The sequence below is a fragment of the Paenibacillus pinisoli genome, from assembly GCF_003605435.1.
GTDB classification, from domain to species: domain Bacteria; phylum Bacillota; class Bacilli; order Paenibacillales; family Paenibacillaceae; genus Pristimantibacillus; species Pristimantibacillus pinisoli.
On sequence record NZ_QXQB01000003.1, the window covers coordinates 249183 to 274923 of the forward strand.

Sequence of the window (25741 nt, forward strand, 5' to 3'; positions counted from 1 at the left end):
CTCACACCTTAATTTTTGCTTTCGTCCGCTCCATCCGCCACGCTATTCGGCTGCTCCTCTGAAGAGAGAGATTCCTTGTCGCCATCGTACGCATAGTTTGCCTCGAACTTATCCGATACAGACGGTCCCTCCGCTATGCGCTTCTCAAGCGACTTGACTGTCTTCTGAAGCTTATAAATCCGCAGCATCCCGAACAGCCCTACAGTCAGTCCGCCAAGCAGCGTCGATACGAGAATAACGAGAATAAGCGGTGTGTTCGTCTTCGCGAATAAGAAATTCACCTGCACTTGATCCACATTAATGACTGCGAATACTGCGATAACCAGCGCAAATGCGAATGCCGATATCAGTATGCCTTGTCCCTTCATGAATGATCCCTCCAGTTCTTAGGATTAGATTCTCATAATTAGTCCAAATAGTCTAGTGGTAAGGGGATCTCCGTATGGCAAAAAAAGAGCCGGCCCCGTCCTGTGACAAGAGGCCAGCCCTTCCTTTTCCTTTATTGATAATTAATAGCCGCGGATATAAGCTTTCGGCACATGGGCGCGGAAGTCGCCGCCCGTCTCCTTGATCGCGTGGATCGCCCAATACGGATCGCGCAGCAAGCCGCGTCCAATCGCCACCAGATCAGTCTTCCCAGTCGCAAGCGTCTCGGCTGCGAAGTGAGGATCATCCAGCATGCCGACTGCAATCACCGGTACGCCCAGAGCTTGCTTCACCGTATGCGCGGCTTCCAGCTGGAAGCCAGGCTCAACCTTCGGCCGCTTGGCCGGAGCAGGCGTGCCTTCGCCTCCTGTAGAGATATGAAGCAGATCGACTCCTGCTTCGAGATAAGCGCGGCACAGCTCGATCCCGTAGTCAATGCCGTAGCCGTCCTCGACATATTCGAGCGCAGAGATACGGAATAACAGCGGCATATCCTCAGGCATATGCTTCTTCGCTTCGGCAATAGCCTCTCGGCCGAACAGCGTCAGATCTTGCCCATATTCGTCATCCCGCGTGTTCGTGCGGGACGAATGGAATTGATGAATCAGGTATCCGTGCGCGCCGTGCAGCTCGATCGTGTCGAACCCGGCTTCTACCGCCCTGCGGACGGCTTCTCCGAATTTCTTGACCATATCCTTCACTTCTGCCGTTGTCAAAGCGCGCGGCTGCTTGTATGTCTCGTCGAACGCGATAGCCGATGGCGCTACAGGCTGCTCTGCATCCTGTGCCTTGCGCCCGGCATGCGCGATCTGGATGCCGATCTTGGCGCCATGCTCATGCGCAGCATCGACAATACGCTTCAGCGCCGGAATTTGGTCATCGGACCATAAACCCAGACACTGGTCCGTAATCCGGCCGTCCGGCTCGACATTCGTCATCTCCACGATGACGAGCCCAACGCCTCCAAGGGCTCTGGATGTATAGTGTACATAGTGCCACTCATTGGCAATGCCGTCCTTCTCCGTAACGCTGTACTGGCACATAGGCGCCATGACCGTTCGGTTGCGAAGCTGAAGTCCTTTCATGGCAAAGGGCGTTTCTAACGTAAATCCACTCATTGGTTTCTTCCCTCCCTGAATCTGTCTATGACCGCGCCGTTCGAACGGTACGTGGTTATCTATTGTACTGCTGCGGTCATAAGCTTGCAAGTATTCAGAGTGGCCCGCCGGCTCCAACCGCCTGAAGCCAGGCTCTAGCCATAAGCGCATGTCCGGCAGGAGTAGGATGGACGCCGTCCGGCGCCCAATAGGCAATGGATGCGGTTGCTCTCGCTTGTGCAAAAAGCCCGTCGAGCGGTATGTAGATAGCACCCAGCTCCTCCGCCAGATCGCGGATGGCATGGATCTTGGGATCGAGATCCTCGCGGCATTGCCTATGAACCTCCGCTTGCGGCAGCACGAAAGGCTCGATCAGAATGAGCTTGGATCCGCACTTCCGGGCTGCCTCCAGCAGCAGCTTCCGGTAGATGCCGATGAATCTATCCGCTGGCGTATGCTGATCGCGGTCGTAGCGCCTCATCGCATCATTAATGCCGATCATGACACTGATCCAGTCTGGCTTCAAGGCGATGCAGTCCTCTTGCCAGCGGCTCTCCAGATCGATGACTCGATTGCCGGAGATGCCCCGGTTATAGAACTTGACACCGAGATGCGGATACATGGCTCCGAACATACCTGCAGCCATAAGCGCATAGCCGCTTCCCAGACTGTGCGGATCACTATAGTTGCGCCCCCCATCGGTTATGCTGTCCCCGATAAACAATACGGTCTCGCTCTTCTGAATAACAGGACTGGACACTTCGATCATCTCCTTCAGAAAGTTTCGGCTGCCTGGTAGCGGATAAGCGTAGCAATCGATTTGCCAGGCACTCTGTAGTTCTCATAGGCCTCCGCAGCGCGCTCCAGAGGGTAGATGCCCGTAATGAGCGGCTTCATTGAGATGCGGCCTTCACTAAGCAAGCGAATGTACTCTGCGATGTTGCGGCCTTCCGTCCACCGGACGTGGCCGCGGGGATAATCCCGATTCTCCAGCTCATATTGCGGGTCGTACCGCCCCGGCCCGCCAGCCCGCGAGATGAGGATTTGCGCTTCCTTGGCGAACATAAGCGCCCTGGAGAACACCATAGACAGATCGCCCACGATAACGACCTTGCCGCGATCCCTGATCCACTCCAGCGCCTGATTGATTAACGCCTCTCCCGGACCGCCGGCGCACAACAGCACCGCGTCCGCTCCGCCCGCTCCCGCAGCCTCGCTCAGATTGGCGCTGAGCTTGGCCGCATCGTCGTACATCTGAGGGTACCCCTGCCTTCTCAGCATATCCGCCCGCTCTGTGCTGATGTCCACTCCAGCGGTCCGAATCGCAGCGGCGCCGGCAATCTGGACGATCAGATTGCCCAGTGTTCCAAGCCCGGCCACTATGGCCGATTCGCCGAAGCGAAGATCCGCCACGCGCAGCGCATGAACGGCAATTGCGCCCAGCCCGGCGAAGGCCGCTTCCTGCGGATCGACGTGATCGGGCACGACAGCGGTCAGATTGGTCGGCACGTTCAGCCACTCTGCATGTCGGACATATGGCACGCCGTAGCAAGCAAGGCGTTGTCCCCGCCGGAGGCCTATGACATCTGCGCCTATGTCTTCTATAATCCCTACAGCGCTATAGCCCAGAGGAGCCAGCGCATCCCCGCCGCGGGTGACAAAGCCCATCTCCGTGCCGGGACTGATTGCTGAGTATTCCGTACGGATCAGCACATGGCCCGGCGGAGTCTCCGCCCTCTCCATTTCGGCGATTACGATTTTTCCGTGCTGCGTGGCAACTGCTTTCATCCCGTTAGCCTCCTGTGCTTGTCAGCCCGTATTTTGTTTTTGTTTGCGATATTCGCTCGGCGAGATGCCGTAATATTTTTTGAATGTCGTTGTAAAGGTAGAGGAATTCAGATATCCGGTCTTCTCTCCTATCTCGGATACGCTGTAGCTTGTTTGCCTCAGCAGCTCGCGCGCATGGGACAACCGCACTTTGTTCAGATACTCCACATAGTTGACGCCGAACGTTTTTTTAAAGTAGCTGGAGAAGTACTTAGGCGAAGTGCCTGTTACCTCCGCCAGCTGATCCAGATACAAATTGCGCATATAGTTCAGTTCAATATATTGGGCGATGTACGCTTTGTTCAGCTTGCTCGCCGGTTCGACAGTCGCGCTATGCTGCACGATATGCTGCGCCGCTTCATGAAGAAGCTGCTCCAGCTTCTCAGGGTCAGCTGACGTCTCCGCGCAGCGGAGAAACTCGCTCTCAAGCAGGTACAGCTGGTCGTTCCGGTTAGCGGAAGGAGCCGCATGACGGACCATCGCATAGAGTAGCGATTTCGCAATATATGCGAATTGATGCTGATGCACATTGCGCTCCGCCGTCTCGCGAAGCGTCTCTGTTATGACCAGCTTGCTCTCCTTCAGCTTGCCGTTCATAACGAAGCTGGCCAGCTTCTCCAGCCTCTCGATCGGCAGCGGCATGCTCCACTCATACTCCAGCTTGCCCGCATCAATGACAGAAGCCTTTTCATTGACATGGCGGTAAGCCATAGCGCTTGTCAGGCTTTGATAAGCCTTGCTGCAATTCGCGAGCTCCGACGCATATACCTTGCTTACGCATGCAACGCCGGTATTACCGGCCAGCTCCCCATGCTGGAGCTGGCCGAGCAGCAAGCCTAGCAGCTTGAACAAGGTATCGCGCTCACTCGCCTGCCTGATGCCGATCAGCGCCAGGAATTGCAGCTCCCTCTCATGGTAGACATTCGCCATAGCCTGCCTCTCGCGAAGCCCTGTCTGAAGCAGCTCTGCAATCGACTCCGCAGATACTTGCGGCCCCTCCCCTGCCGGAGTGCTCCAGCGGAACATGACCATGACGAACTGCTTGTTCAGGAAGAAGTCCGATTCATAACGCCGGATAAGCAGCTCATGCTCAGCGGACAGCTCGCGGTTATCTAGAGCAAGCAGCAGAATTCCTCTGCGCGCTTCTCCATCTACGAATGCCAATTGTTTTTTATAAATGTCGTTCTCCGCTTGCATATGCTTGATTCCGCTCAAAATCTTGGCAAAGTCATTGCCGCTATGCCGTCCGCCCAACTGATGCAGAATACGCTTCACGGGCTTGTTCAGATAGATGCTGAGCAGGATAGACAGCAAGATGGCGCATAAGATGGCGGTGAACATAATAAGCCGGTTCGCCTGCGAGACGGAATCGATGTTCTGGAACTGGAACGGAATCTTCTCGATATAAATAAACCCGTTAAAGTCCGACTTGTAGAAATGGTATTCATAGTTTTCCCGGGTCAGCGAAGCTTCCTGGGTCGAGCTCAAATAAACCTCTTCCATCATGCCCGTAATGTTCAGCGCCGAATCTGTCGTATAGATGACCTGTTGATTCTCATCCAGTACAATTAGCGAAGCGCCTGGAATCATCAGGTTTTGGCTGACTTGCTTCATGAATGCCTTTTCATTAATAAGGAGAATTACATTTTTATTGGACAATCTGACCTTATTGCCGCCTGCCGCGACCATCAGCTTTTTGCTCGTTTCCTTGAACGTATCCGACGAGATGCGGTAATACTCGCCCTGGAACAGCTTGAACGAGTTGCGCTCTTTCATATAAGTGCGCCAGTAGCTGGCATTGAACCGGTCATGCTTATACTTCTGGTTGAAAAATGCTGGAAGGCCGCTCGTCCCTGATGAAGTAATAACTAGATCATAATCATCGTAGAAGACGACCGCCTCCTCGATAAAATCGACTGAGGACACGAGCGATGACAAATTATCTTGCAGCAAATAAACATCGGACATATCCGCATGCCCTTCATCGTCCGGCTCTAGCACGTTATAGGGCAGCATATGAATGGAATGAATCAAATTGTTGATCGATCGGAAGTTGTTGTCAAAGGAGCCGATCATCGCCTTCACGGCAAGGGAATTGTTCTCTGTCATCCGGTCGTAAATGCCCGAGATCGAATTTCTGTAGAGATAGTACATGGAGATCACCATGATTCCGATGACAAGCAGCATTGCGAAGAAAATCTGGAAGGTTCCTTGATTTTTCAACAATCGCTTCATCCTGTCGGCCACCCTTTCTGCCCATGCTGTATCTCAACTATTTCTACAAAGAGAGCAGCTACCCCTTCTCCGCCCCCAACATGACACCTTTGGCAAAATACTTCTGCACGAACGGATAGATGAGCAGCACCGGCACCATCGACAATACGATCGTCGCATTCTTCTTCGCCTGCGGCGCGAGCGCAGAGGCGTCCACCAGCCCAGCCCCGCTGCCTTCATTAAAAATTAGCATATCCCGGAGCACGACCTGAAGCGGGTACATATCCGAGTCGTTCAAATAAATCATCGGCAGAAAAAAGCTGTTCCAATGGCCCATGAAATAGAACAGGCCGATAGATGCAAGCGCCGGCTTCGACAGCGGGATGACGATATTGAACAGGATCCGGTATTCCGACGCGCCGTCAATAAGCGCGGCTTCCCGCACCTGCGAGGACATGCTCTCGTAAAAACTCTTCAATATAATAAGCTCCATCGTCCAGATTGCATTCGGGATAACCAGCGACCATACGGTATTCGTCAGCCCCAGCTCCGAGACGATCAAATAATTCGGAATTATGCCCGGATTCAGGAACATAGTCAGCACAATGCCGAGCATCCAATATTTGCGCCACAGAAAATCCGGCTTCGACAATGGGTAGGCAGCGATTGCCGTTACAAGCAGATTAATCGCCGTACCCAGCGTCGTATACAATATCGTATTCAAATAAGCGCGCGGAATGCGGACATCCTTCAGCACATCCGCATACGCCTTGAAATTAAGATCAATCGGATACAGCCACACGCTGCCCTGAATAACCTGAGAAGTGCCGCTAAGCGAGATAGCGAGTATATATACGATCGGATAAAGTGTAGCCAAAGCTGCGATCGTAAGGACCAAGCCGTTCAAGATGCCGAACAGCGTAATTCGTGATTCTCCTACCATAAGCCGCGACCTCCTAGCCTTCTGCTGATGAAATTAGCGGCAAGCAGCATAATCATGGCAATCAGCGCTTCGAACATGCCGACAGCCGCTGCATAGCTGTAGTTCGTCTCCAGCAAACCTTTGCGATAGACGAATGTCGAGAAGACATCGGCGACCTCATAGGTGGTCGGCGTATAAAGCAGCAGCACCTTCTCATAGCCGACGCGAATCATCGATCCCGTCTTCAGAATGAACATCACAAGCACTGTCGGCAGAATCCCGGGTAAGGTTATATGCCAGATGCTGCGAAGCCTGCTGCTTCCGTCTACCCTTGCGGCTTCGTACAGCGTCGGACTAATGCCCGATATGGCTGCAAGATAGATGATGGCTTCATATCCGGCAGTCAACCATATATCAGATACGACATAGACCGTCCGGAACCACTCCGGCAGGATGAGGAAATAGATTTTTTCCAATCCGAACCATGCGATGATTTGGTTAATAATGCCGCTCCCGGGCGACAAGAAGTCAATAATCATGCTGCTGATGATGACGACGGATAGAAATGCCGGCAGATAGGTAAAGGTTTGCACCGATTTTTTGAACCACTTCACCCTTACCTCGTTCAGCAGAACCGCCAGAATAATCGGGAAGGGAAACCCGAAGATAAGCGAGTAGAATCCAAGCAGCAGCGTGTTTTTGAACAAGAGATAGAAGTCATCCCCCGTAAAAAACTTGGTGAAATGCTTCAGCCCCACCCAGTCGCTCCCCATAATTCCCTGAAAGACGCTGTAATCCTTGAAGGCAATAATCAGCCCGTACAACGGGCCGTAACGGAACAGCAAATAAAAAACAATGCATGGAATAAACAAAATAAGAAGCTGCCGGTCGCGCTTCATATGCTTCCAGGTTGCTTGCAGCCTTGAACGGAATGAGGCGGAGCCTCGCCGGTTCTCCTTGACCGCCGTCCCGGTGACTGGACTTGCCATGTTTCCTTCCCTCCTTACGAGGATAGCGGCGGCGTCCAATGGCAGACGCCGCTCGCAGCATCCTGGCCGATCGTTATTTCGCGGCAGCATCCAGACGCTTCTGTGCAGCGTTGTACACTTCCATATACTTGCTCTCGCCCAGCTTCTCCGCCGTCTTCAGCCATGCTGTCCATTCTTTCTCGCCATACGACTTGTTAAGAACATACTTCGCGTTGAACTCATTGGCCGCTTTCTCCATAGCTACCTGATATTCCGCGACAATAGCGATTTCCTCATCCGTCAGATTGAGCTCCGGGTCCATGGGCTCGAACTTGTTCGCCGATACGATCTTGTCCTGCGCCTCCTGCTCCTTCTCGGTGAAGTTGTAATAGACGGAGCGTCGATCAGGGGCCAGATACATGCCCTCCAGCCATAGACCATAGCGGTCCTCCAGCACCTTAATGTCGACCAGCGGGACATCCGTAAGCTCCGGATACACCGGCTTCCCAGTTGCATCAAAGTTGAAGGTCTCGCCTTCCACGCCAAGCGTAACAAGAGCGGCACCCGACGGGCTTGTCAAATAATCCAGCAGCTTAAGCGCGGCCTCCTTATTCTGGTTGTTGGCTACAGCGATGCCAAAATTGGTATCGATCTTAGCCAGGGTCCTAATATTGTTTGTCGGTCCAATCGGATTAGCGTAACGCATATCATAGTCCGGGTTTTCCGCGCTGATCTGGTTGTAGAACAAGTCCAGACGGCCTATCCAGTCCCATGTGACGAATGACTTGCCAGTCGTCATCTTAGACGTCCAGGAATCCGGCGTATCGGTCAGAAATTCAGGATCAAGCAGCTTCTCATCGTACAGCTTCTTCAGGAAATCAAGCATTTGCTTATGCTCCGGCTGCGTAGAAGCAAACTTCCACAGCTTCTCCGATTCATCGAAATATGCCGGATAGCTGGCGCCCCCAAGCCCCCATCCATAAGCCAGATCGCGGAAAATATATTCCTTTGTCTTGGATGCCATCGGATACGAATCCGGGTATTGTTCCTTCAATTTTTTGAGCGCGTCATAGAACTCATCCGTATTCGTCCATTCCTCAATTCCGTGCTTGTCGAAAATGTCCTTGCGGAACATCATGCCGTGATTGACATCACGGTTCATATTATAGATAGGCCAACTGTACAGCTTGCCGTCCTGATCGCCATGGGAAGCGATAACCGACGGATTCTCGTCGATATACAGCTTCTTGAAGTTCGGCAGCATATCTGCGTAATCGTTAATGGCGACTACGGCTTTCTGTTGGCCGATCTTTTTCAGCTCGGATGGCTTGAGTCCATGAAAGATATCGGGCAGCTTGCCCGAAGCCAGCGTCATCCGCAGCTTATCCTGATACGTCGCCGAGGAATAGTTCTGAATATCAAGCTTGATGCCGGTGCGCTTCTCGATTTCTTTTACAATCATCTTGTCATTGACCGGGTTCTCGCTGACGAGCATCCAGGTCAGCGTGGTTGGCTTATCGACGAGCGGCAGCGTCAGCCCTCCCGTATCTCCATATGGATTCACCGCTTCTCCCCCGTCAATATCTCCGTCGCTTGAAGGCGGCGGCGACTGCGGCGGCGCCGTGCCCCCGCTGTTGCCATTGCCGCTGCACGCAGCAAGCATAGATGCGACCAGCGTCAAGGCAAGCACAATTGTCATTAGCTTCTTGGACATCTCTGTTTCCTCCCTGTGGTATGGTTTGGCTAATTCCATGCTGTATGTTCGACCCTCATCCGGCTGATTCACATTGTATAGAGAGGCTGCTGCATTCGTAAATAAAGCGTTTTCATTTCTGTCGTCTTTTTGCTTCCGCATATGATCATAATCCCTATGAACACAGTCCTGTCATGGGTTTCGTAGCAGTGGAATTTGCTAAACCGATTGAAATTGCTAAAGCAGCGCGGCGTAAATACAAGCAGGCTCGTTGCTGAATTCAGCAGCCAGTCTCTGCCGATTGGCAGACAATAAAAAAAAGACCTCTGTCGCAGAGATCTTTGATATTAAGCGGTACGGAATGCGCTAGCGGCCGGCACGGCATCGCAGCCTGCATAGGAATGAAGCTTGCCGTGATACACCAGCTCCAGCTCCGGCGTATGCTGCAGATCGCCTGGCGTCACCAGCAGCGGTGATTTGTTGACCAGGCTCATGCCGCTTCGCTCGAAGACGGTCGCTACAAACTGTGAGCAGAAGTATGCGTAACGGCGTTCCCACTCGATATTGAATACGACGCCAAGCATGCCTACCAGATTATATTTGTATAGATCCTGATATTGTTCAAAATGCTTGATTTGGTTGCGGATGCTGTTGTACGTCGCTTGGCTGACCTTGCAGCGGTACAATGCGCACATCGACTCCTCGAAAAAGTCGCCCCGCACATTCTCTCTCACAAATCCCGCAAAAAAAGGATTGCTGGGATTCTTGCGGCCGAAGCTGTATACCTCGTTCAAATCCTTGTCAAAGGCAATCGATGCATGGTTAAGCGGATCTTTCGTGAAGGTTCTTATAATTTTGGTTAAAACGGTTCCGGTATCGGTAAGCAATACATATATTTCTTTATCTCGGTTCATGACCTTTCTGACCTCCACATGAAAGAACTCTTCTAGGTATTAACTTTAATGCAGGAGACGCAATTTATTAACCTGCTCAGGTAATAGATGACCCTCGACTTTAGTCCAGTTGTGCCAGTCTCTCATGAAAGAGAAAAAGTGAATTTTTTATGAACGTCATCAATCCTTCTTCATTCTACTGGATTTTCCAGCTTTACTCAACCTATCAAATAAAAAGAGTCATCAAAAATAATTCATGTTCTTCCAGCATTTGCAGGTGCACTTCGAGGCGCCGTGATATAGTAGGAGATAGCTTGTTCCCTTCATATCCTACTCTATTCAAGAACGGGAGATCGGTTACAATGGACTGGTACCAAAGACACGCTGCAAGACTGACATCTGCATTTCGCGAAGCCCAGCTCCGCATCTCGCAATTTCCGCCGCCTCTTGGGGCTATCGGTCATGCCTACGCGGAGAAATTCAACCCCGTGGATGAGTCTGATCAGGGCAAAGATTACATATGCGCCTTGCTTCCGTATTGGATGCAGGAGGTTACCGGCATTTCGGACGAGCAGTCCCATAGGCTGGCGCTTGCCAATATATATGGCATGCTTTACTTTTTTATTCTTGATGATGTAATGGATAGTACGCATGCGGGAGGGATAAAGTCTCAACTTTCTCTGGCGAGCCTGCTGCAATTGGAGATGTATGCCCTGTTTCGGGAGCTGTTCTCTTCCGATAGCCCATTCTGGTCTTACTACGACCGCTATGTGACGACATGGGCGGATTGCGTCGTCAATGAGGCTTCGGCGGACTACTTTGTGAACGATCCTATTCGTACTGCCGGCAAGGCAGGACCTGTCAAAATAGCAGCCGTCGGCGCCTGCCTGCTCGGCGGTTATGAGCAACGGATCGAAGAAACCGAGCAATCCATTGATTTGGCGCTGATGACCTTGCAGATGCTGGACGACTGGGCGGACTGGCAAGAGGATATGGAGGAAGGAAGCTATAACGGTCTGCTCGCAATGATAGCTTCCGAGAAGGACATGGCCTTGGGTTCGCTAACAGAGGAGGCGGTCCGCACGCAAATCTACGTGCTTGGCTGCATGAATCGGTATGCGGACATTGCAAACCGCAATCACGACAGCTTATTAAGGCTTGGCTATCGCATTCCCTCGATTGAGGAATACCACTACTATATGGCGAGCAGCCTTCGACAAATTGCCGACGGGATCGAAAAGGCGAAACGCAAAGCGCTGGGCGGCGGCATCAACTTTTTGGGCTAGCGTCACACAAGCCTATTTTCCTAGACCTCAAATCCTAGTATTTTGTAGAATCTAGTAAAAAAGTTGTAGTAAATGTCGAATAATCATGCTATCCTATTCTTGGTAATCCTATACATATTTGAGAGGATGATTACGGTGCCAAGCGAAAAGGAACTACGAGAGAAGATTATTGAGAAAGCATGGTCCGACAGCGCGTTTAAAGAAAAGCTTCTAGCGGATCCGAAGTCCGCCATTGCAGCTGAATTTGGTATCGATATTCCTGCCGAATTCAACCTCAAAGTGCTGGAAGAAACAGATGATACATTCTACCTGGTTCTGCCTAAGAAGCCAGATGATAACGATAGTGCGCCTACTCAGGTCTGTGGACCAAGATGGATTTAATAAATAAAACCGTGATCTCGCAATAAGAGATCGACGGTTTTTATTTTTAAGCTGATCTAATTGTTATATAAGCTTCCGTTCCGATGCCTTTTGTACTTTCAAATTTCAAATTCCCATTCATCGCTTCGATTATTCGATAAGTAACCATTAGACCTAATCCCGTACCTTTGGTTTTCTTCGAATAATATGGTTCTCCTAGTCTCTTTAAATCTTCTGGGTCAATACCTTCTCCATTGTCTTTAACTTCAATTACGACATCATTGTTTTCGTTTTTATATGCATTTATCTCAACCTTTCCATTTTCCCCCAATGCTTCGATGCTATTTTTTATAATATTAATTAGTGCTTGCTTAAATCTTGATGAATTTCCACGGATTAATAATGCTTCGTCACAGTCTAATTTTACCGATCCTCCTGACATTGTTGCTAATGGAGCTATGATAGCTGCAATTTGTTGCAATTCCTCTGAGACATCAATTTGTTTTACTTCACCTAAATCCGGCTTTGCAAATGTAAGGAAATCAGTGATTATCTCTGATGCTCGGTCCAGTTCATCTATTGCCAATGTCATATAACTTCTGTCTCTATCGTTAGATTTTTGACCCAACAATTGCAAAAAGCCTCTTGTTACTTGCAATGGATTTCTAACTTCATGTGCGATTGATGCTGCTAGATTGCTGATTAATTCTATTTTTTCAGACCTTTGTAGCTCGTTGTTGAATATCTCTATCTGTTTTGAATATTGAATGGCTTGCTCATAGTTGTGCATTACCCTACGAACTAAAATAATAATGAGCGATGCCAGGAAAAATAGAATACTAATTTTCCAATAGAACATCTTATATAATTTGTTATTGTAAAAGTACCAAAGCAGCTCTAATAGCACTACCCCGGCGAATATAGAAATTCCTGTTGATAATATCATAGCTTCTTTATTTTTACTTTTGAATTGATAGGCTAACGATACTAATAATATTATGTTGCCAATCAGGATAGAAACCGTGAAACCAATAAACCCAACACTATAATATATCTGGGATATGGTATCAGAATATAAACTCGCTATTAATAAGCAGAGATAAAACACTATAAAATATTTCTGAATAGTTTTATATTTTGTGATTAACCCATATGGTCCGCTTCCAAATATTTTTTCGAAAAATGAAAATAGTGCTGGAATTAACAGAGATGAAGCAACATCAAAGAGGATATAAACCACTTTCCCATATTCAGGAAAAAACTTATCGACAAATGAAGAGTAAGTAAATATCATGACGCCAATTGTCAACATTACTAAAAAGAGCGAGTTCCATCCCGGCAAGAACCTTCGACTTAGAAATAACATACTTACCATCATAAAAAATGCAATAAATATTAATCCGGTACCTAGTACTACATCAATTAAATCAAATTTAATATAATTTCTATATAAGTCATCGTATTCCCCAATTTCGATTGGGTTCTGCAACCCTAATCTTTCTATATTCACAACAAGTTTCACGTATATCGTTTTAAAAGATTCTACATTTGATAATGGGACAATTACTTCATTAATATCATATGAGTAATTCCTGTGACGCTCCATCGTTATGCTATCTTCAATATAAATAAGCATATCCTTAGCATAGAGCTTGGAAATATTTAAAGCTGGTCTATTAAGACTTAGCTCTGGTAATTGAAATTTTAACCACGCCGATTTGATTCCCTCTGGGAGTACCGGGTACTCCCCTTCAGCCTTCACGGGGAACCAGCCATCTTGGTCGCCTAGCGCGCTGACTTGCTCGATTGTCATCTCTTCGCCGGGCTGCTCCCAGAGCATTTGCCACTCCGTAATGGCGCTGACTTGCTCTTCGCCTGCGGCATGCAGATGGGCCCAAGGCACTAGAAAGGACAAAAGAACTAATGAGATGGCAATTCTATGTATAAATCCTCGTGTTTCCCCCATTGTTGACACCGTTGACCAACCTCTTCACGTTGAAATATTTTTCATAATTCGACAATCTTCAGCAAAATTTTCCTACTAACATTTTCCTCTATTCCAAAAATAATAGCAACAGTCTAAATGGGCTGTTTTGCAAAAAAAATGTCCCGGTTGCCTCTCACTCCATGAAGAAGTGATAAGCACCGGGACATAACGGGACACATCGTTTAGATCAATTTTCGCTTAATAGCCGCCTTGCGAAGCATCGCATAATTGATGGCCATAATAATCGCAACAATGAACAAAATCAGCAGCATCTCTACTATGAAAGGAATCTCTGGCCATGCAATCGCGGATCCGAACAGCTCCATTGTTCCATTGCTGCCCACTGCCTCAATTAATATAAGAGGCAAGAGAGATAGTATGGAGATCACAACGCCAGCCTTCCAATTATAACGGTAGAAGCCGCTTCCGATCATCCATCCTACAACATAATAAGCCAGAAACCCAAGGAAAAATTCCACGCCAGATTGCAGCAGCGAAGGATTAGCCATAATCTCTTTCCCTCCAACCCAGTCCCTCAGCAATTGCTCCACAGGAAAGCCGAGAGTCATCACGACAGCGCTGATAAGCGCCATCGGGATGCTTAATAAAATGGTGCCTCCCACAAAATGCTTGCGGGTAATGCCATTAGAGACATAACTCGTCATGGATACAGGCGTAAGCAAAATGCCAATGACCAGCAGATATACTTTCGGCGAAAAGCCGGCTCCCGCCCAAATTCCTTGAGTTTCCATCTGGTCGGATAAGTTATTGGGCAGAAACAAATTAATGCCTACAAAGACAACAACAAAGATCATCCAATACCCGATTAGCGAGGCACGATAGCCGGACCATAAACTATTAGATACAATAAGCACGGGATGCTTGCGCTTCGCTGTCATGCTCCCTCGCCTCCCTTCTTCGTCAAATGAACGAACAGATCTTGCAGAGGCACAGGGCCAAGATCCAATCCATCCGTACGTGCGCGATTCACACGCTCCTGATTCAGCTCTCCGTAGACTGTCACGGACTTCGTCCCGCCAAGCCGCTGTTCCCCGAGCACTTGCAATCCGATCACAAAATCATCCACCCGCTCAGCCGGCCCTGTAATGGATACCCCCCGTTGTCTCAACGTGTCGGATTCCTCATGCAAGAGCAGCCGCCCTCTGTCGAGGATGAGCACCTCTTCGAACAAATTGCCTACTTCCTCAATGAGATGCGTCGACAGAATGAAGGTGCGGGGATGCTCCATATAATCGCGAAGCACCTCGTCATAGAAGGCATAACGCGTAGGCGCATCCATGCCGAGATATGCCTCGTCGAATATCGTAACAGGCGCCCGGCTTGCCAGGCCAAGCGTAACGCCAAGCGCTGACTTCATGCCTCTCGACAGGCTGGAGATGCTCTTCTTGAGCGGCAGCTGGTACAGGTCCAGCAAATGATTCGCATATTGCTCATCCCATTTCGGCCAGCAGCTTGCTGCCAGCTTGATCGCATCCTTCACCTTGTAGCCGTCCATCATATGGCCGTTCTCTTGAATGAAGCATACCTGGCTCATAATCTCCGCATTCTCGAAGGCGATCTTGCCGTCGATCAGCACTTCACCCTTCGTAGGTTCCCTGAAGGAAGCAAGCAGCGACAGCAAGCTGGTTTTGCCCGAACCGTTGCGCCCTAGCAAGCCGTAGATTTTGCCCCCTTCCAGCTTGAAAGAGACATTCTCCACCGCTACCGTGCGTCCGTACTGAACCCCTGCACCTCTTACATCTATAGCTAGCGTCATTGTCCCTCACCCTCCTTTCGAGCTTCAATATGCTTCAAAATATCCGTAATCGGCACGCCGATCTGTCTTGCTTCCTCAACCATCCGGTCGACAACTTCTTCAAAGAAACGATTCTTGCGCACCTGAACGAGCGCCTGCCTTGCATCCGCACTTACGAACATGCCAATCCCTCTCTTCTTATATAAAATGCCTTCCTCCGTCAAAAGCTGGAAGCCCTTCGCCGCCGTTGCCGGATTAATCCGGTAAAATGCTGCATATTGATTGGTCGACATGACCTGCTCCTCTTCCTTCAATGCGCCGGATATAATGTCAGCCTTGATTTGATCAGCGATCTGCTGGTAGATCGGACTCCGTTCATCAAACATGCCATCACCTCATTACTTATATGGTTCATTACTTATGTAACTAACCATACAACTTCTAATCATCAGCGTCAAGCCTATTTTGGAAAAAATCTATAAATCTTGCGTGCCAAAATGGTTTGCCCTACCATGTGAAGGGAGCGGTTAATGAAGCAAAGGAGCGGTTCAAATGACCAAAACTATACATGTAGCAGGGGCTGTCATCCGCAATCAAGACGGATATGTTCTATGCGCCCTGCGTTCCCGGACGATGTCAATGCCTGGACTATGGGAGTTTCCTGGCGGCAAGCTGGAGGCGGAGGAGACGGCGGAGCAATGCCTTGTGCGGGAAATTGAAGAGGAACTGGGCTGCATCATTCAGGTTGGACGCTTAATCGCCGATGTTGTTCACGAGTATCCGACCATTCGGGTACGACTCGTCACGTATGAATCCAGTCTGGCAAGCGGCACCCCAGCGGCGCGTGAGCACGAGAGGCTGATCTGGCTTCCGGTTAACCGTCTGACAGAGCTGGAATGGGCCCCTGCAGATTTGCCGACCGTAGATGCCTTAATCACCATGATCTGAACCTTGCATCATGATGCTGAGGAATTGTAACTTCTGAAACCGTTCTTGCGTTGTAGATGATAACAACAAGGAATTTCGGCACGATGTGAGAGGAACACATTTTATTCATTCAAAAGGAGGAAAAGGCTCATGAAGCGAACTGCCTTATTGGCGGCTTGCCTGGCGATTGCGTTATGTCTTCCTTCTTCGCTTCCATGGTCGGCAACTAGCGAAGCCCAAGCTTCGCAGAAGCCGATTCGCATCGAATTGGAAGGAAAGGAACTGCCGCTGGGGTCGTCCGCTTATATTGAACAGGGCTCTACCCTCGTGCCTGTACGGGAAATTGCCGAAGCATTGGGGGCGGTGGTCACCTATGACAAGAAAAACGGAGTACGGACTATACTCTTGACCAAAGGAGAGCGGGAAGCGCAGCTTACGATCGGCTCGAAGGAGATGCTGGCGCAAGGCAGAACCATCGCGCTTGCCACAGCCCCGCGTACCGTGAACAGCATCACGTTGGTCCCGCTCCGGGCGATATCCGAAGCGCTCGGAACCGTTGTGACATGGGACAGCTTGACTCGTACCGCCCATATCGACAAGCCGCTCGAGCTCCCGGCGATTAGATCGCAGGAGAAGCTTATCGAGCTTCTGAAGTCGGCTCCCACCGATGACAGAGCCAAGATCTCGCTGCCCGGGTTTTCAGGCAGGGACGAGATAGCTGTCGACAGCTCCAATTCGCCGCAGGCCGAAGCTGCCGGGGAGGGCGGATCTCCTGGCGCCGGTGATCATTCACAGACGAACATTCAAGTCAGCGGCGTTGACGAAGCCGACTGGGCCAAGACCGATGGCCGGTTCATCTATCAGATCAGCGGCGCCCGCGTCGTCATTACGGATATCTCCAACCCTGACAAACCGCGTCTCGCCAGTGTACTAACATACGAATCGGCAGAACGCTTCCAGCCCGAGCAGCTGTATGTAGACGGCACGCGTCTAATCGTAATCGGACATTCGACAGACTATGGCACTGACACGGATACGGTCCAGCCGCAGAACGCGGCAATCGCCGTTCTGCCTGACAGCGGCAGCATGCCGTTATTGCCTCCGTCACAGCTTAAGCAATCGGTAAGATCTTATATCTATGACCTGCAAAGCAATGGCCAGCCGAAGCTGCAACGCACGCTGGAGCAAGAAGGCACTTATCTGTCCTCCCGCAAGATCGGCGACGCGTTATACATCATTACGAATAAGCCCTATCGCAATTATTCGTTATATGCCAAATCCAAAGGGCTTCATCTGGATGCCATAACCGGGCAGTCGACTAACTTCAATGAGCTGGCTGCTTCCTTTCAGACCGGCTATACCGATACAGCCATATCCGATAAGCCGCAGAGCTTATCGCTTGACGATGTTCGTTACTTCCCTGACATCATTGATTATTCTTTGCTGCTTATCGGGTCTATCGATCTCGGGCAGCCGGAAGGGCTGCTTCAAGTATCGGCCTACCTGGGGTCCAGCGACAGAATTTTTGTATCCCAGCGGCATCTCTATGTGTCGCAGGTGATCTATAAGGCAAAGGGCGGCGCATTTGAATTCATTACGAAGTTCCACAAATTCCGGCTGGATTATGGCAGCGTGCTCTATATGGGCGAAGGCAGCGTTCCCGGCCTCGTTACCGATCCGTTCTCGATGAATGAGCATGAAGGCTACTTCCGCGTAGCCTTGACCAATGGCGATCTTACGTCTGACCATCCAGGGGAATCGAGCCAAATCTACATTATGGACGAGAAGCTTCGGATCGTCGGGAAGCTGGATGGCATAGCGCCGGGCGAGAAGATGTATTCGGTGCGCTTCATGGGCAAACGCGCCTATATGGTCACCTTCCGCAAAGTCGATCCCCTCTTTGCCATTGACCTGAGCAACCCGCAGCAGCCCAAAATTCTTGGCCAGCTTAAGATTCCGGGATACAGCGATTATTTGCATCCTTATGACGAGAATCATCTGATCGGCTTCGGCAAGGACACAACGGAAATCAAAAGCCACGGATCAAATGATACGAGAGCAATCGCCACAGGAATGAAGGTCGCACTGTTCGATGTCAGCGATGTCAGCCGTCCAAAGGAAAAATTCAAGGAAATCATCGGAGACACCGGCACTCACTCAGAGCTGCTGGACGACTACAAGGCGCTGTTGTTTTCCAGAGAGAAGGGTCTCTTGGCCTTCCCTGTCACGCTCTATGAAATCGGGGACAAAGGAAATACAGACCTATTCTCCTACGGCCAATTTGCCTATCAGGGCGCTTACGTGTACAGCCTTGATCTGGAGAAGGGTTTCCGGCTGAGAGAGAGAATTACGCATCTGTCGGATGAGGATATGCTAAAGAGCGGCATGTATGGCTACAACCCATCCAAGGCGGTTAGGCGGATCATGTATGCGGGAGATACGCTGTATACGTTATCGGATGCCATGCTGAAAGCGAACAGCCTAAGCGATCTTAAGGAACGCGGAGCGCTTCTATATCCATAGGTGCGGCAGGAAGGAGGCCAGCGATAAGCTGTCCTCCTTCACTATTTTTCGATTTGCGCGACATCCCGCTTTAATCTGGTATACTATTGACCGATAACCATGATGCAACAGAAGCTATGCTAACCCGAGGAGGAATTTCGACATGCCACAGCCTTATGACTTGCCTTTGGAACAGCTTCGCACTTATAAGCCGCTGCCAACCAGACAAAACGACTTCGACGACTTCTGGAACACGACTCTGGAGAAGCTTGCGGAGGTCCCTCTTCACTACGAACGCACGGAGTTATCCTATCCTGTCAAAGGAATCAAAGTGTACCGCGTCCTATATGCCGGATTCAATCATGCGACGATCGAAGGCTTGCTGGCTTTGCCCGAGCAAGCGGATCCTCTGCCGGGAATCGTATTCTACCACGGCTATAATTGGTGCGTGGACAGCGATATTCATGATACGGTCAATCTGGCACTGAAAGGCTACGCGGTCATGAAGATGGTATGCCGCGGCCAGCATGGGCTGAGCATCGACAATGTCGTGTCCTCGAACGGGCATGTGGCAGGCTGGATGGCAAAGGGGATTCAGGACAAAAACGAATATTACTACAGAGCCGTCTATATGGACGCGGTACGCGCCATTGACGTTCTGGCCGCTATGCCTGAGGTAGACAGCGAGCGCATTGCCGTAACGGGCGGCAGCCAAGGCGGCGCCCTGACTCTAGCGGCAGCTGCTTTGTCAGACAAGCCCAAGCTAGCGGTGGCGGACTACCCGTATCTGTCCGACTTCCAGCGCGCGATTGATCTTGCGCCGCGCGGGCCATACGGCGAGCTGAACGAATATTTCCGCCGCCACTCCGGCAGCCCGGAGATTGAGGCGAATGCGCTGCGTACGCTTTCCTACTTCGACCTGGTCAATCTCGCGCCGCGCATTCAGTGCTACTCCTGGCTTACGATTGGTCTGGTCGATGATATTACGCCGCCTTCCACCGTATTCGCCGTCTATAACCATATGGAATGCCAGAAGGATATCGCGGTATACCGCTACTTCGGCCATGAGACGATTCCAGGCACGATCGCGCCAAGACTCCAGCTGTTCATGGATTATTTGCAGCAGAGCTGAGCTTGCGCCGATGCCATATCCTATATCAACGAACGACAGCAACGGACTGCGCTTGCATTCCGCTTCTGTCGTTTTCTTTTTCCAACCATTGACAATAACGCTTTATTCCACTATCATTTTTACCGAGGTAAATATTTTTTCCTCAAGGAAACAATTTGGACTTGCGAGGTGGATGAAATGCCGAGAGCCGCTATTGAGCACCCGCTATTCGAGCAACTGATTGCTTTCCGAACAACCTACCCCAGACATACGATTTCGCGCAACGGATTGCAATGGAAATATCATATAAGCGGCAAAGGAAAGCCCGCGCTGCTGCTGCTGCCTGGCGGTCTGGGCAGCGGCGAAGCGTTTTTTGCGCATTTCATGGAGCTGGCGGGCCGCTACACCGTTATTGCTCCTTATTATGGCAGAGCCGAGCATATGGATGAACTGGCGGATGGCATAATCGCTATCATGGAGCATGAGGGCATCGATACGTTTCATGTGCTGGGCCAATCCTTTGGCGGACTTGTTGCGCAAGCCCTGTTATCGAAGGCGCCGCATCGGATCGACAGAATCATTTTATCCCATACCACCACCGCATCTCCCGACCCCACAGCTGCTTCCAGCCTGAAACGTATCGTTCGTATCCGCAATTTGATGCGCGTCATCAAGATGGTTCCGCGCTCCATGCTGATTACCGTATCCCGCAACAAAATCCAGAAGCACTTCCGTTCTATGCCTCCTGAAGAAACGCCGTTCTGGCAGTGGTATTTTGGTGAGCTGATACAAAATCAATCCAAACAAGAGCTTCTTGCGATCTACCGGTGTATGTTGAATCTGGATTCGAACCCTGTCCCGCCAGTAAGTCCGGCATTCGACCAGAGCAACATGCTCATTATCGATTCGCACGCAGATGCGTCCTTCTCGGAGGAAGAACGAAATGCGGTTCGCACGCAATTCCCGGAAGCCGACTTCCTGCGCTTCAAGCATGCCGGACATCTGAGCATCATTACGGAGCGGAAGCCGTATATGAAGGAAATCCGCAAGTTTCTAATCTCTTGAAGAAACATGAAGCAGCTTATACTCCGCTATTGGGGCGCAGTAAAAGCTGCTTCATTCCTTCCTGCCCGTTCTCTCTCGCTAGCGATATACCCGTATGCTGATCAGCTCCGCGTGCTCTGAGCCGTTCGTCGACAATACGGTAACCCGCAGCGCTTGAACCGGCAGAGGAGCGTCCAGCTTCAGCTCATTGCGGCGCTTGCGGTTGCCGTGAATCTCGAAGAGCGGCTTCCACGTCCCTTCCGCCAGCGCTTCAATCCGGTAATCCTTGGCCAGCTCCGGGATCACTTCGAAATCTGTGCGATGATGATGCAGGTTAATCAAATCTTCGTTCACGTCATCATTCCAGATCAGCTGTATGCTTCCAATCTCGACAGGCTCCTGCCAATCGAGCTGCAGCCATGGCGCTGCATCGTTCCGTCTGGAGCCGGACATCCACATATTAGGCCCGCTATATGGGCGCAAGTAGCCGTCCAGCGCTTTCGCCGGCTCGTATACGCCTGCCGCCGCATCGCTTCGGAAGCAGAACGGCCGCCGTACAAGCCGTTTCATACTCCATTCCAGCACCGGCTGTGTCGGGTCCAGATCCTCCAGCTCTCGCGCCGCATTCGGCGCGGGCCGCTTCTCGAACGCCAGAACTCCGGAGAGCGGGCGGGCGGATAGATGCAGACTGACGGCTTCGTTTTGCGAGATGACGACGAATGCATTCTGAGGCTTCTCAGGCTGCCATGCAAGCGGCACGCTTACCCATTGACGCATCCCTTGCCGCAGGCGAATCTCTACCGCTGCCCGCACGCTTCCCGGGATGTAATTATCCGGTCTGCCCGTATCATACAGCTCCACCCTCAGGGTCGTATCCTCCTCTGCATCTGCGAGCAGCTCCAGCATGCGAAGCTCGCGCCCGACCGGCAGAAGCAGTCCGGCTTCATGCTCCAGTCTGCAGGTTTCGCCGCTGCTCTCTTCAAGGGAGAAGCGTACGAGCGCCGAGGAACTGCTGGCTTGGGCGCTCTGCGCCAAGTCCAGGCGATCCGGCAGCGAGAGGCCCACGATGGATGCGTCCTGGCGAAGCAGCGTCCGCTGCAGCGTCTCCAAGTGCTCGCTGTAGAGCTCGCGCGGCGAGGCTCCAAGCTTGCCGCATAGCGAAGCCGCCGTGCCGGCTGCTTCGCCCATGACGGCACATGTCGCCATGACGCGTGTTGTGCCAAACGCAACATGGGTTGCGCTGATATTCCGACCAGCGAACAGCAGGTTGCCGACGTTCACCGAATACAGCGAGCGGAACGGAATGGAGTAGACGCCGTCGGGATGCATGTTCTTCGAGCCGCTTTCCGTGGCATACATGCCCTGGGGCGGATGCAGATCGATGGACCAGCCGCCGAAGCCGATCCGGTCATGGAACGGCTCTTGGGCGATAATATCGTTTTGGGTGAGCACGTAATCGCCCACGAAGCGTCGAAACTCCCTTTTGCCCGGAATGGAGCCGACCCACTCCAGCGTCATCGTATCTGCATCGAATTTGCCCGAGTTTTTGATATAATCCCAGACGCCATAAATAACCGCCCACAGCTCATCCCGAATGCGCTCATTCTCATGGACGGTATCCAGTTCGCCGCCCCACTCGATCCACCAATAATGGCAGCCGGAATCGCCGCTGCGGATGACCCGCTTCATCGGAATCGACGTCGCAGCAATATCCTTCGCGAAGCTCGGCGGCACAAACTTGACCGGATGGCCCGCATCCTTTGTATAGAACAGGATCGTACTGCCCAGCGTCACATCATCCCCCTGCTCGGGAGCCCATATCTCGTTGTATTCATGCCGCGCTTCCCGGCCAATCCGGTACTTGGCCCCTGCCAGAAACCCGACAAGCCCGTCTCCCGTGCAATCCAGATACATGTCACCGGTAAAGCGTATACGCCGCTCCGACCCCATCATCCAGCCCGTCGCCGACAGGATGCGGCGCTCCTGCTCGTCTCCCTCCGCCTCCACTTCATGCACATCGGTGTTCAGGAACAGCTCGATATTCGGCTCCGCCTTTACGGTCTCCAGCACGACCAAGTCCCAAATATACGGATTGCCATCCGGATTGCGGTATTGGTTCTCCACGAACATTTCGCCCATAATCCCCGTCTCCCGGGCATAGCGATTCACCCCATGCTTGGTCGCCCCGCACACCCATACACGCACCTCGCTGCTGGAGTTCCCTCCAAGCACCGGACGGTTGTTGATGAGCGCAACCGAGCTTCCGTTTCTCGCCGCCGCCACAGCCGCGCACACCCCCGCAAGTCCGCCGCCTATTACGATTACATCCTTCCGTACCTCTTCCAGTCTCATCTTGTCGTCATCCCTTCACCGCTGTATTGGATATGCCCTGCACAATAAACCGCTGCCCAAGCAAAAACACGATAATCATCGGAATAATCCCCGCCGTCGCCGCTGCCATCATGCCGTTGTAGTCAACCGTATTTTCCAGAATAAAATTTTGGAGTCCGAGCGGCACCGTATAGAGACTGTCGTCAATCAGGAACACCAGCGCATTCTCGTAGTCATTCCAGTGCCAGGAGAAGTCAATAATCGCAAGCGTCGCAAGCGCCGGCTTCGCCAGCGGCAGCACCAGCTGGAAGAAGATGCGAAAGTGGCCCGCCCCGTCAATAAACGCCGACTCCGATATTTCATAAGGCACCGACAGGAAAAACTGGCGCATCATGAACACGCCGAAAATCGTGAATAGTCCCGGCAATATAAGCGCCAAATGCGTGTTATAAATCCCCGCCCAATCGAACATCAGAAACTTGGGAACGAACAATACCTGCGGCGGCACCATCATCATGGACAAATAAATCATGAACAGCGCGTTGCGCCCCTTGAAGTAAATTCTCGCAAACCCATATGCGGCAAAAGCAGACAGAAACGTAGCGCCCGCTGTGCTGATAATCGATACCTTCAAGGAATTCAAGTAATAATGCACGAAGCTGTTGTCGCCGGTCCACACCTTAATGTGATGATCCCATCGCAGGTCCGCGGGGATCCATTTGATCGGATATTGGAACACCTCCGCCGGCGTCTTGAACGAGGTGCTGATCATCCATAGGAACGGCACTACCATCAGGATGCCAAAAAACAGCATGACCAGCGTGGCGGCCGATTGGAACAGCCCCTTCTTGACGACGGCGGTGTCCGGCTTGCGCGCAGGCTCGCGAGAAGGAGGCTGCAGAGATGCTTTTGCAATCGTGGTTGTTTTCATCGAGTCATCCTCCTTCTAATAGTGAACCCAGCGCTTCTGTCCCCACCACTGGATCATCGTAATGACCAGAATAAGCGCGAACAGCGCCCAAGAGATGGTGGCGGCATAGCCCATATCGTAGTAGCGGAAAGCATTCTGGTAGACGAACAGCGACAGAATCGTCGTACTGTTGCCCGGCCCGCCTTGCGTGATTGCCTGTATGATGCCGAAAGTTTTGATCGTCATGATCAGCCCCGTAATAAGCAGCAGGAACGTGGTCGGACTGACGAGCGGCCAGACGATGCTGCGAATAATCTGCCAGCGCTTCGCTCCGTCCATGCGCGCCGCCTCCAGCAGCTCGCTCGAAATCTCCTGAAGCGCCGCCAAATAGATGATCATGTTGTAACCGAGCATGAACCAGATCCATATGATATCAATCGCAAGCATCGATGTCTCTGTCGTCGACAGCCAGCCCGGCGGATTGCTGAAGCCGATTGCGCGCAGGAAGCCGTTAATCGGTCCTTGCTGCGGCTGGAACAGCAGCATCCATACAAAAGCGATGGCAACGCCGCTCGTAATATACGGCATGAAGAAGAGTGCCCGCAGCAGCTTTTTCATATAAACAGCGCCGTTCAGCACCACTGCAACCAGGAATGCCAAGCCGATGGATACCGGTACGGACAGCAGGAAGATGACCGTATTTTTGAGCGAAAGGTAGAACAGCTCGTCCTGGAACAGCCGCTTGATATTGTCCAAGCCGACGAAGCTCACCTCCGGATTCATGAACTTGTAATCGGTGAACATCAGATAGAACGAATAAAGCGCCGGAATTACGAAAAACAACAGCACGCCCAGCATATTCGGCCCGATAAACAAATAGCCGAGCATGGACTGGCGCCGCATCCAGTTGTTCATTTTCATTTGCGTTTCCCCCTTGGCAGGCTAACTAAGTTTGGCTGACCCCATCTTACCAAGGAGGAACAAGGCTTATAAGGAACATATCCACCGCTTTCGTATTACAAAATAACGCTTTTTCGCCGCCCTCCCCGCCAGCCGTAATCGTAGATTTGTTCTATATGTGCGGCGCTGGCACCGCTACATCGCATTTCCGCGCCATTCTCGCTCTCCAAGCACTCCTGACACCGCTACATCACATTTCTGCGTCACTCCCACTCTCCAAGCACTCCTAGCAACGCTACAACGCATTTCCGCACCACTCCCGCTCTCCAAGCGTTCCTAGCAACGCTACATCGCATTTCCGCGCCATTCCCGCTCTCCAAGCGTTCCTGAAACCGCTACATCACATTTCCGCGCCATTCTTGCTCTCCAAGCACTCCTAGCAACGCTACAACACATTTCCGCACCATTTCCGCGCTCCAAGCACTCCTGACACCGCTACACCACATTTCCGCGCCATTCCCGCGCTCCAAGCGTTCCTGGCACCGCTACAACACATTTCCGCACCATTCTCGCTCTCCAAGCGTTCC

The 25741-nt window shown here is 51.4% G+C and carries 22 protein-coding genes; 6 read left to right on the forward strand and 16 right to left on the reverse strand.

The features are described from left to right. Positions 1 to 8 precede the first annotated feature (8 nt). The 9 genes from D3P09_RS14660 to D3P09_RS14700 form a co-directional block, all read right to left on the reverse strand. A complete protein-coding gene (locus D3P09_RS14660) occupies positions 9 to 368 on the reverse strand; it encodes a LapA family protein (RefSeq protein WP_120111388.1) in 360 nt (119 codons plus the stop codon). Positions 369 to 509: 141 nt separating this feature from the next. Continuing rightward, a complete protein-coding gene (locus tag D3P09_RS14665) occupies positions 510 to 1544 on the reverse strand; it encodes an NADH:flavin oxidoreductase/NADH oxidase (protein ID WP_120111391.1) in 1035 nt (344 codons plus the stop codon). A 94-nt stretch (positions 1545 to 1638) separates the two neighbouring features. Further along, a complete protein-coding gene (locus D3P09_RS14670; protein WP_120111393.1) occupies positions 1639 to 2292 on the reverse strand; it encodes an SGNH/GDSL hydrolase family protein in 654 nt (217 codons plus the stop codon). 5 nt (positions 2293 to 2297) lie between these two features. Then, positions 2298 to 3311, reverse strand: coding sequence for a zinc-dependent alcohol dehydrogenase (locus tag D3P09_RS14675; RefSeq protein WP_120111396.1), 1014 nt, complete (start codon positions 3309 to 3311; stop codon positions 2298 to 2300). A 21-nt stretch (positions 3312 to 3332) separates the two neighbouring features. Beyond that, complete coding sequence (locus D3P09_RS14680; protein ID WP_120111398.1) at positions 3333 to 5585, reverse strand: helix-turn-helix transcriptional regulator; 2253 nt, start codon at positions 5583 to 5585, stop codon at positions 3333 to 3335. A 58-nt stretch (positions 5586 to 5643) separates the two neighbouring features. After that, entirely contained in the window at positions 5644 to 6507 is an 864-nt protein-coding gene (locus D3P09_RS14685; RefSeq protein ID WP_120111401.1) for a carbohydrate ABC transporter permease, read from the reverse strand. Continuing rightward, positions 6501 to 7475: an ABC transporter permease gene (locus D3P09_RS14690; protein ID WP_120111404.1), complete on the reverse strand. Its 975-nt coding sequence runs from the start codon at positions 7473 to 7475 to the stop codon at positions 6501 to 6503. Before D3P09_RS14690 ends, D3P09_RS14685 begins: the two co-directional genes overlap by 7 nt. Positions 7476 to 7548: 73 nt before the next feature. Then, the gene (locus D3P09_RS14695; protein WP_120111406.1) at positions 7549 to 9168 is read right to left on the reverse strand and encodes an extracellular solute-binding protein; all 1620 of its coding nucleotides are present in this window, start codon (positions 9166 to 9168) and stop codon (positions 7549 to 7551) included. 326 nt (positions 9169 to 9494) lie between these two features. After that, a complete protein-coding gene (locus D3P09_RS14700; protein ID WP_120111409.1) occupies positions 9495 to 10061 on the reverse strand; it encodes a C40 family peptidase in 567 nt (188 codons plus the stop codon). 341 nt (positions 10062 to 10402) lie between these two features. On the opposite strand from D3P09_RS14700, the gene D3P09_RS14705 reads away from it, so the two are divergent. Both D3P09_RS14705 and D3P09_RS14710 read left to right on the forward strand, forming a co-directional pair. After that, positions 10403 to 11326, forward strand: coding sequence for a hypothetical protein (locus tag D3P09_RS14705; RefSeq protein ID WP_120111411.1), 924 nt, complete (start codon positions 10403 to 10405; stop codon positions 11324 to 11326). Between the two features lie 135 nt (positions 11327 to 11461). Further along, positions 11462 to 11707: an NHLP leader peptide family RiPP precursor gene (locus tag D3P09_RS14710; protein ID WP_243644198.1), complete on the forward strand. Its 246-nt coding sequence runs from the start codon at positions 11462 to 11464 to the stop codon at positions 11705 to 11707. Between the two features lie 46 nt (positions 11708 to 11753). On the opposite strand, the gene D3P09_RS14715 is transcribed toward D3P09_RS14710, so the two are convergent. The 4 genes from D3P09_RS14715 to D3P09_RS14730 all read right to left on the reverse strand — a co-directional run bounded on the left by D3P09_RS14715 (position 11754) and on the right by D3P09_RS14730 (position 15815). Continuing rightward, positions 11754 to 13652: an ATP-binding protein gene (locus D3P09_RS14715; protein ID WP_243644255.1), complete on the reverse strand. Its 1899-nt coding sequence runs from the start codon at positions 13650 to 13652 to the stop codon at positions 11754 to 11756. Positions 13653 to 13855: 203 nt separating this feature from the next. Beyond that, positions 13856 to 14572, reverse strand: a complete 717-nt coding sequence (locus D3P09_RS14720; protein ID WP_120111414.1) for a hypothetical protein — start codon at positions 14570 to 14572, stop codon at positions 13856 to 13858. Further along, on the reverse strand, positions 14569 to 15450 hold the full coding sequence (locus D3P09_RS14725; protein ID WP_120111416.1) for an ATP-binding cassette domain-containing protein: 882 nt from the start codon (positions 15448 to 15450) through the stop codon (positions 14569 to 14571). Before D3P09_RS14725 ends, D3P09_RS14720 begins: the two co-directional genes overlap by 4 nt. Beyond that, on the reverse strand, positions 15447 to 15815 hold the full coding sequence (locus tag D3P09_RS14730; RefSeq protein WP_120111417.1) for a GntR family transcriptional regulator: 369 nt from the start codon (positions 15813 to 15815) through the stop codon (positions 15447 to 15449). Before D3P09_RS14730 ends, D3P09_RS14725 begins: the two co-directional genes overlap by 4 nt. Positions 15816 to 15981: 166 nt before the next feature. Between D3P09_RS14730 and D3P09_RS14735 the strand changes: the two genes are divergently transcribed. From D3P09_RS14735 to D3P09_RS14750, 4 genes are all read left to right on the forward strand, one after another. Beyond that, positions 15982 to 16377: a (deoxy)nucleoside triphosphate pyrophosphohydrolase gene (locus D3P09_RS14735; RefSeq protein WP_120111420.1), complete on the forward strand. Its 396-nt coding sequence runs from the start codon at positions 15982 to 15984 to the stop codon at positions 16375 to 16377. Between the two features lie 129 nt (positions 16378 to 16506). Continuing rightward, entirely contained in the window at positions 16507 to 18879 is a 2373-nt protein-coding gene (locus D3P09_RS14740) for a beta-propeller domain-containing protein (protein WP_120111422.1), read from the forward strand. A 142-nt stretch (positions 18880 to 19021) separates the two neighbouring features. Further along, positions 19022 to 19990, forward strand: coding sequence for an acetylxylan esterase (locus tag D3P09_RS14745; protein ID WP_120111425.1), 969 nt, complete (start codon positions 19022 to 19024; stop codon positions 19988 to 19990). 177 nt (positions 19991 to 20167) lie between these two features. Continuing rightward, complete coding sequence (locus D3P09_RS14750; protein WP_120111427.1) at positions 20168 to 21034, forward strand: alpha/beta hydrolase; 867 nt, start codon at positions 20168 to 20170, stop codon at positions 21032 to 21034. A 78-nt stretch (positions 21035 to 21112) separates the two neighbouring features. On the opposite strand, the gene D3P09_RS14755 is transcribed toward D3P09_RS14750, so the two are convergent. From D3P09_RS14755 to D3P09_RS14765, 3 genes are all read right to left on the reverse strand, one after another. Next, positions 21113 to 23365: an FAD-dependent oxidoreductase gene (locus D3P09_RS14755; protein WP_120111430.1), complete on the reverse strand. Its 2253-nt coding sequence runs from the start codon at positions 23363 to 23365 to the stop codon at positions 21113 to 21115. A gap of 7 nt (positions 23366 to 23372) precedes the next feature. Beyond that, a complete protein-coding gene (locus D3P09_RS14760) occupies positions 23373 to 24158 on the reverse strand; it encodes a carbohydrate ABC transporter permease (RefSeq protein WP_243644257.1) in 786 nt (261 codons plus the stop codon). Positions 24159 to 24290: 132 nt separating this feature from the next. Continuing rightward, positions 24291 to 25175, reverse strand: coding sequence for a carbohydrate ABC transporter permease (locus D3P09_RS14765; RefSeq protein ID WP_120111435.1), 885 nt, complete (start codon positions 25173 to 25175; stop codon positions 24291 to 24293). Positions 25176 to 25741: the final 566 nt, after the last annotated feature.

Bases quoted from the DNA above. Each gene is read 5' to 3' on its own strand.
- D3P09_RS14660 (WP_120111388.1), bottom strand. From the start codon at position 368: ATGAAGGGACAAGGCATACTGATATCGGCATTCGCATTTGCGCTGGTT.
- D3P09_RS14665 (WP_120111391.1), bottom strand. From the start codon at position 1,544: ATGAGTGGATTTACGTTAGAAACGCCCTTTGCCATGAAAGGACTTCAG.
- D3P09_RS14670 (WP_120111393.1), bottom strand. From the start codon at position 2,292: ATGATCGAAGTGTCCAGTCCTGTTATTCAGAAGAGCGAGACCGTATTG.
- D3P09_RS14675 (WP_120111396.1), bottom strand. From the start codon at position 3,311: ATGAAAGCAGTTGCCACGCAGCACGGAAAAATCGTAATCGCCGAAATG.
- D3P09_RS14680 (WP_120111398.1), bottom strand. From the start codon at position 5,585: ATGAAGCGATTGTTGAAAAATCAAGGAACCTTCCAGATTTTCTTCGCA.
- D3P09_RS14685 (WP_120111401.1), bottom strand. From the start codon at position 6,507: ATGGTAGGAGAATCACGAATTACGCTGTTCGGCATCTTGAACGGCTTG.
- D3P09_RS14690 (WP_120111404.1), bottom strand. From the start codon at position 7,475: ATGGCAAGTCCAGTCACCGGGACGGCGGTCAAGGAGAACCGGCGAGGC.
- D3P09_RS14695 (WP_120111406.1), bottom strand. From the start codon at position 9,168: ATGTCCAAGAAGCTAATGACAATTGTGCTTGCCTTGACGCTGGTCGCA.
- D3P09_RS14700 (WP_120111409.1), bottom strand. From the start codon at position 10,061: ATGAACCGAGATAAAGAAATATATGTATTGCTTACCGATACCGGAACC.
- D3P09_RS14705 (WP_120111411.1), top strand. From the start codon at position 10,403: ATGGACTGGTACCAAAGACACGCTGCAAGACTGACATCTGCATTTCGC.
- D3P09_RS14715 (WP_243644255.1), bottom strand. From the start codon at position 13,652: ATGGGGGAAACACGAGGATTTATACATAGAATTGCCATCTCATTAGTT.
- D3P09_RS14720 (WP_120111414.1), bottom strand. From the start codon at position 14,572: ATGACAGCGAAGCGCAAGCATCCCGTGCTTATTGTATCTAATAGTTTA.
- D3P09_RS14725 (WP_120111416.1), bottom strand. From the start codon at position 15,450: ATGACGCTAGCTATAGATGTAAGAGGTGCAGGGGTTCAGTACGGACGC.
- D3P09_RS14730 (WP_120111417.1), bottom strand. From the start codon at position 15,815: ATGTTTGATGAACGGAGTCCGATCTACCAGCAGATCGCTGATCAAATC.
- D3P09_RS14735 (WP_120111420.1), top strand. From the start codon at position 15,982: ATGACCAAAACTATACATGTAGCAGGGGCTGTCATCCGCAATCAAGAC.
- D3P09_RS14740 (WP_120111422.1), top strand. From the start codon at position 16,507: ATGAAGCGAACTGCCTTATTGGCGGCTTGCCTGGCGATTGCGTTATGT.
- D3P09_RS14745 (WP_120111425.1), top strand. From the start codon at position 19,022: ATGCCACAGCCTTATGACTTGCCTTTGGAACAGCTTCGCACTTATAAG.
- D3P09_RS14750 (WP_120111427.1), top strand. From the start codon at position 20,168: ATGCCGAGAGCCGCTATTGAGCACCCGCTATTCGAGCAACTGATTGCT.
- D3P09_RS14755 (WP_120111430.1), bottom strand. From the start codon at position 23,365: ATGAGACTGGAAGAGGTACGGAAGGATGTAATCGTAATAGGCGGCGGA.
- D3P09_RS14760 (WP_243644257.1), bottom strand. From the start codon at position 24,158: ATGCTGTTTTTTGGCATCCTGATGGTAGTGCCGTTCCTATGGATGATC.
- D3P09_RS14765 (WP_120111435.1), bottom strand. From the start codon at position 25,175: ATGAAAATGAACAACTGGATGCGGCGCCAGTCCATGCTCGGCTATTTG.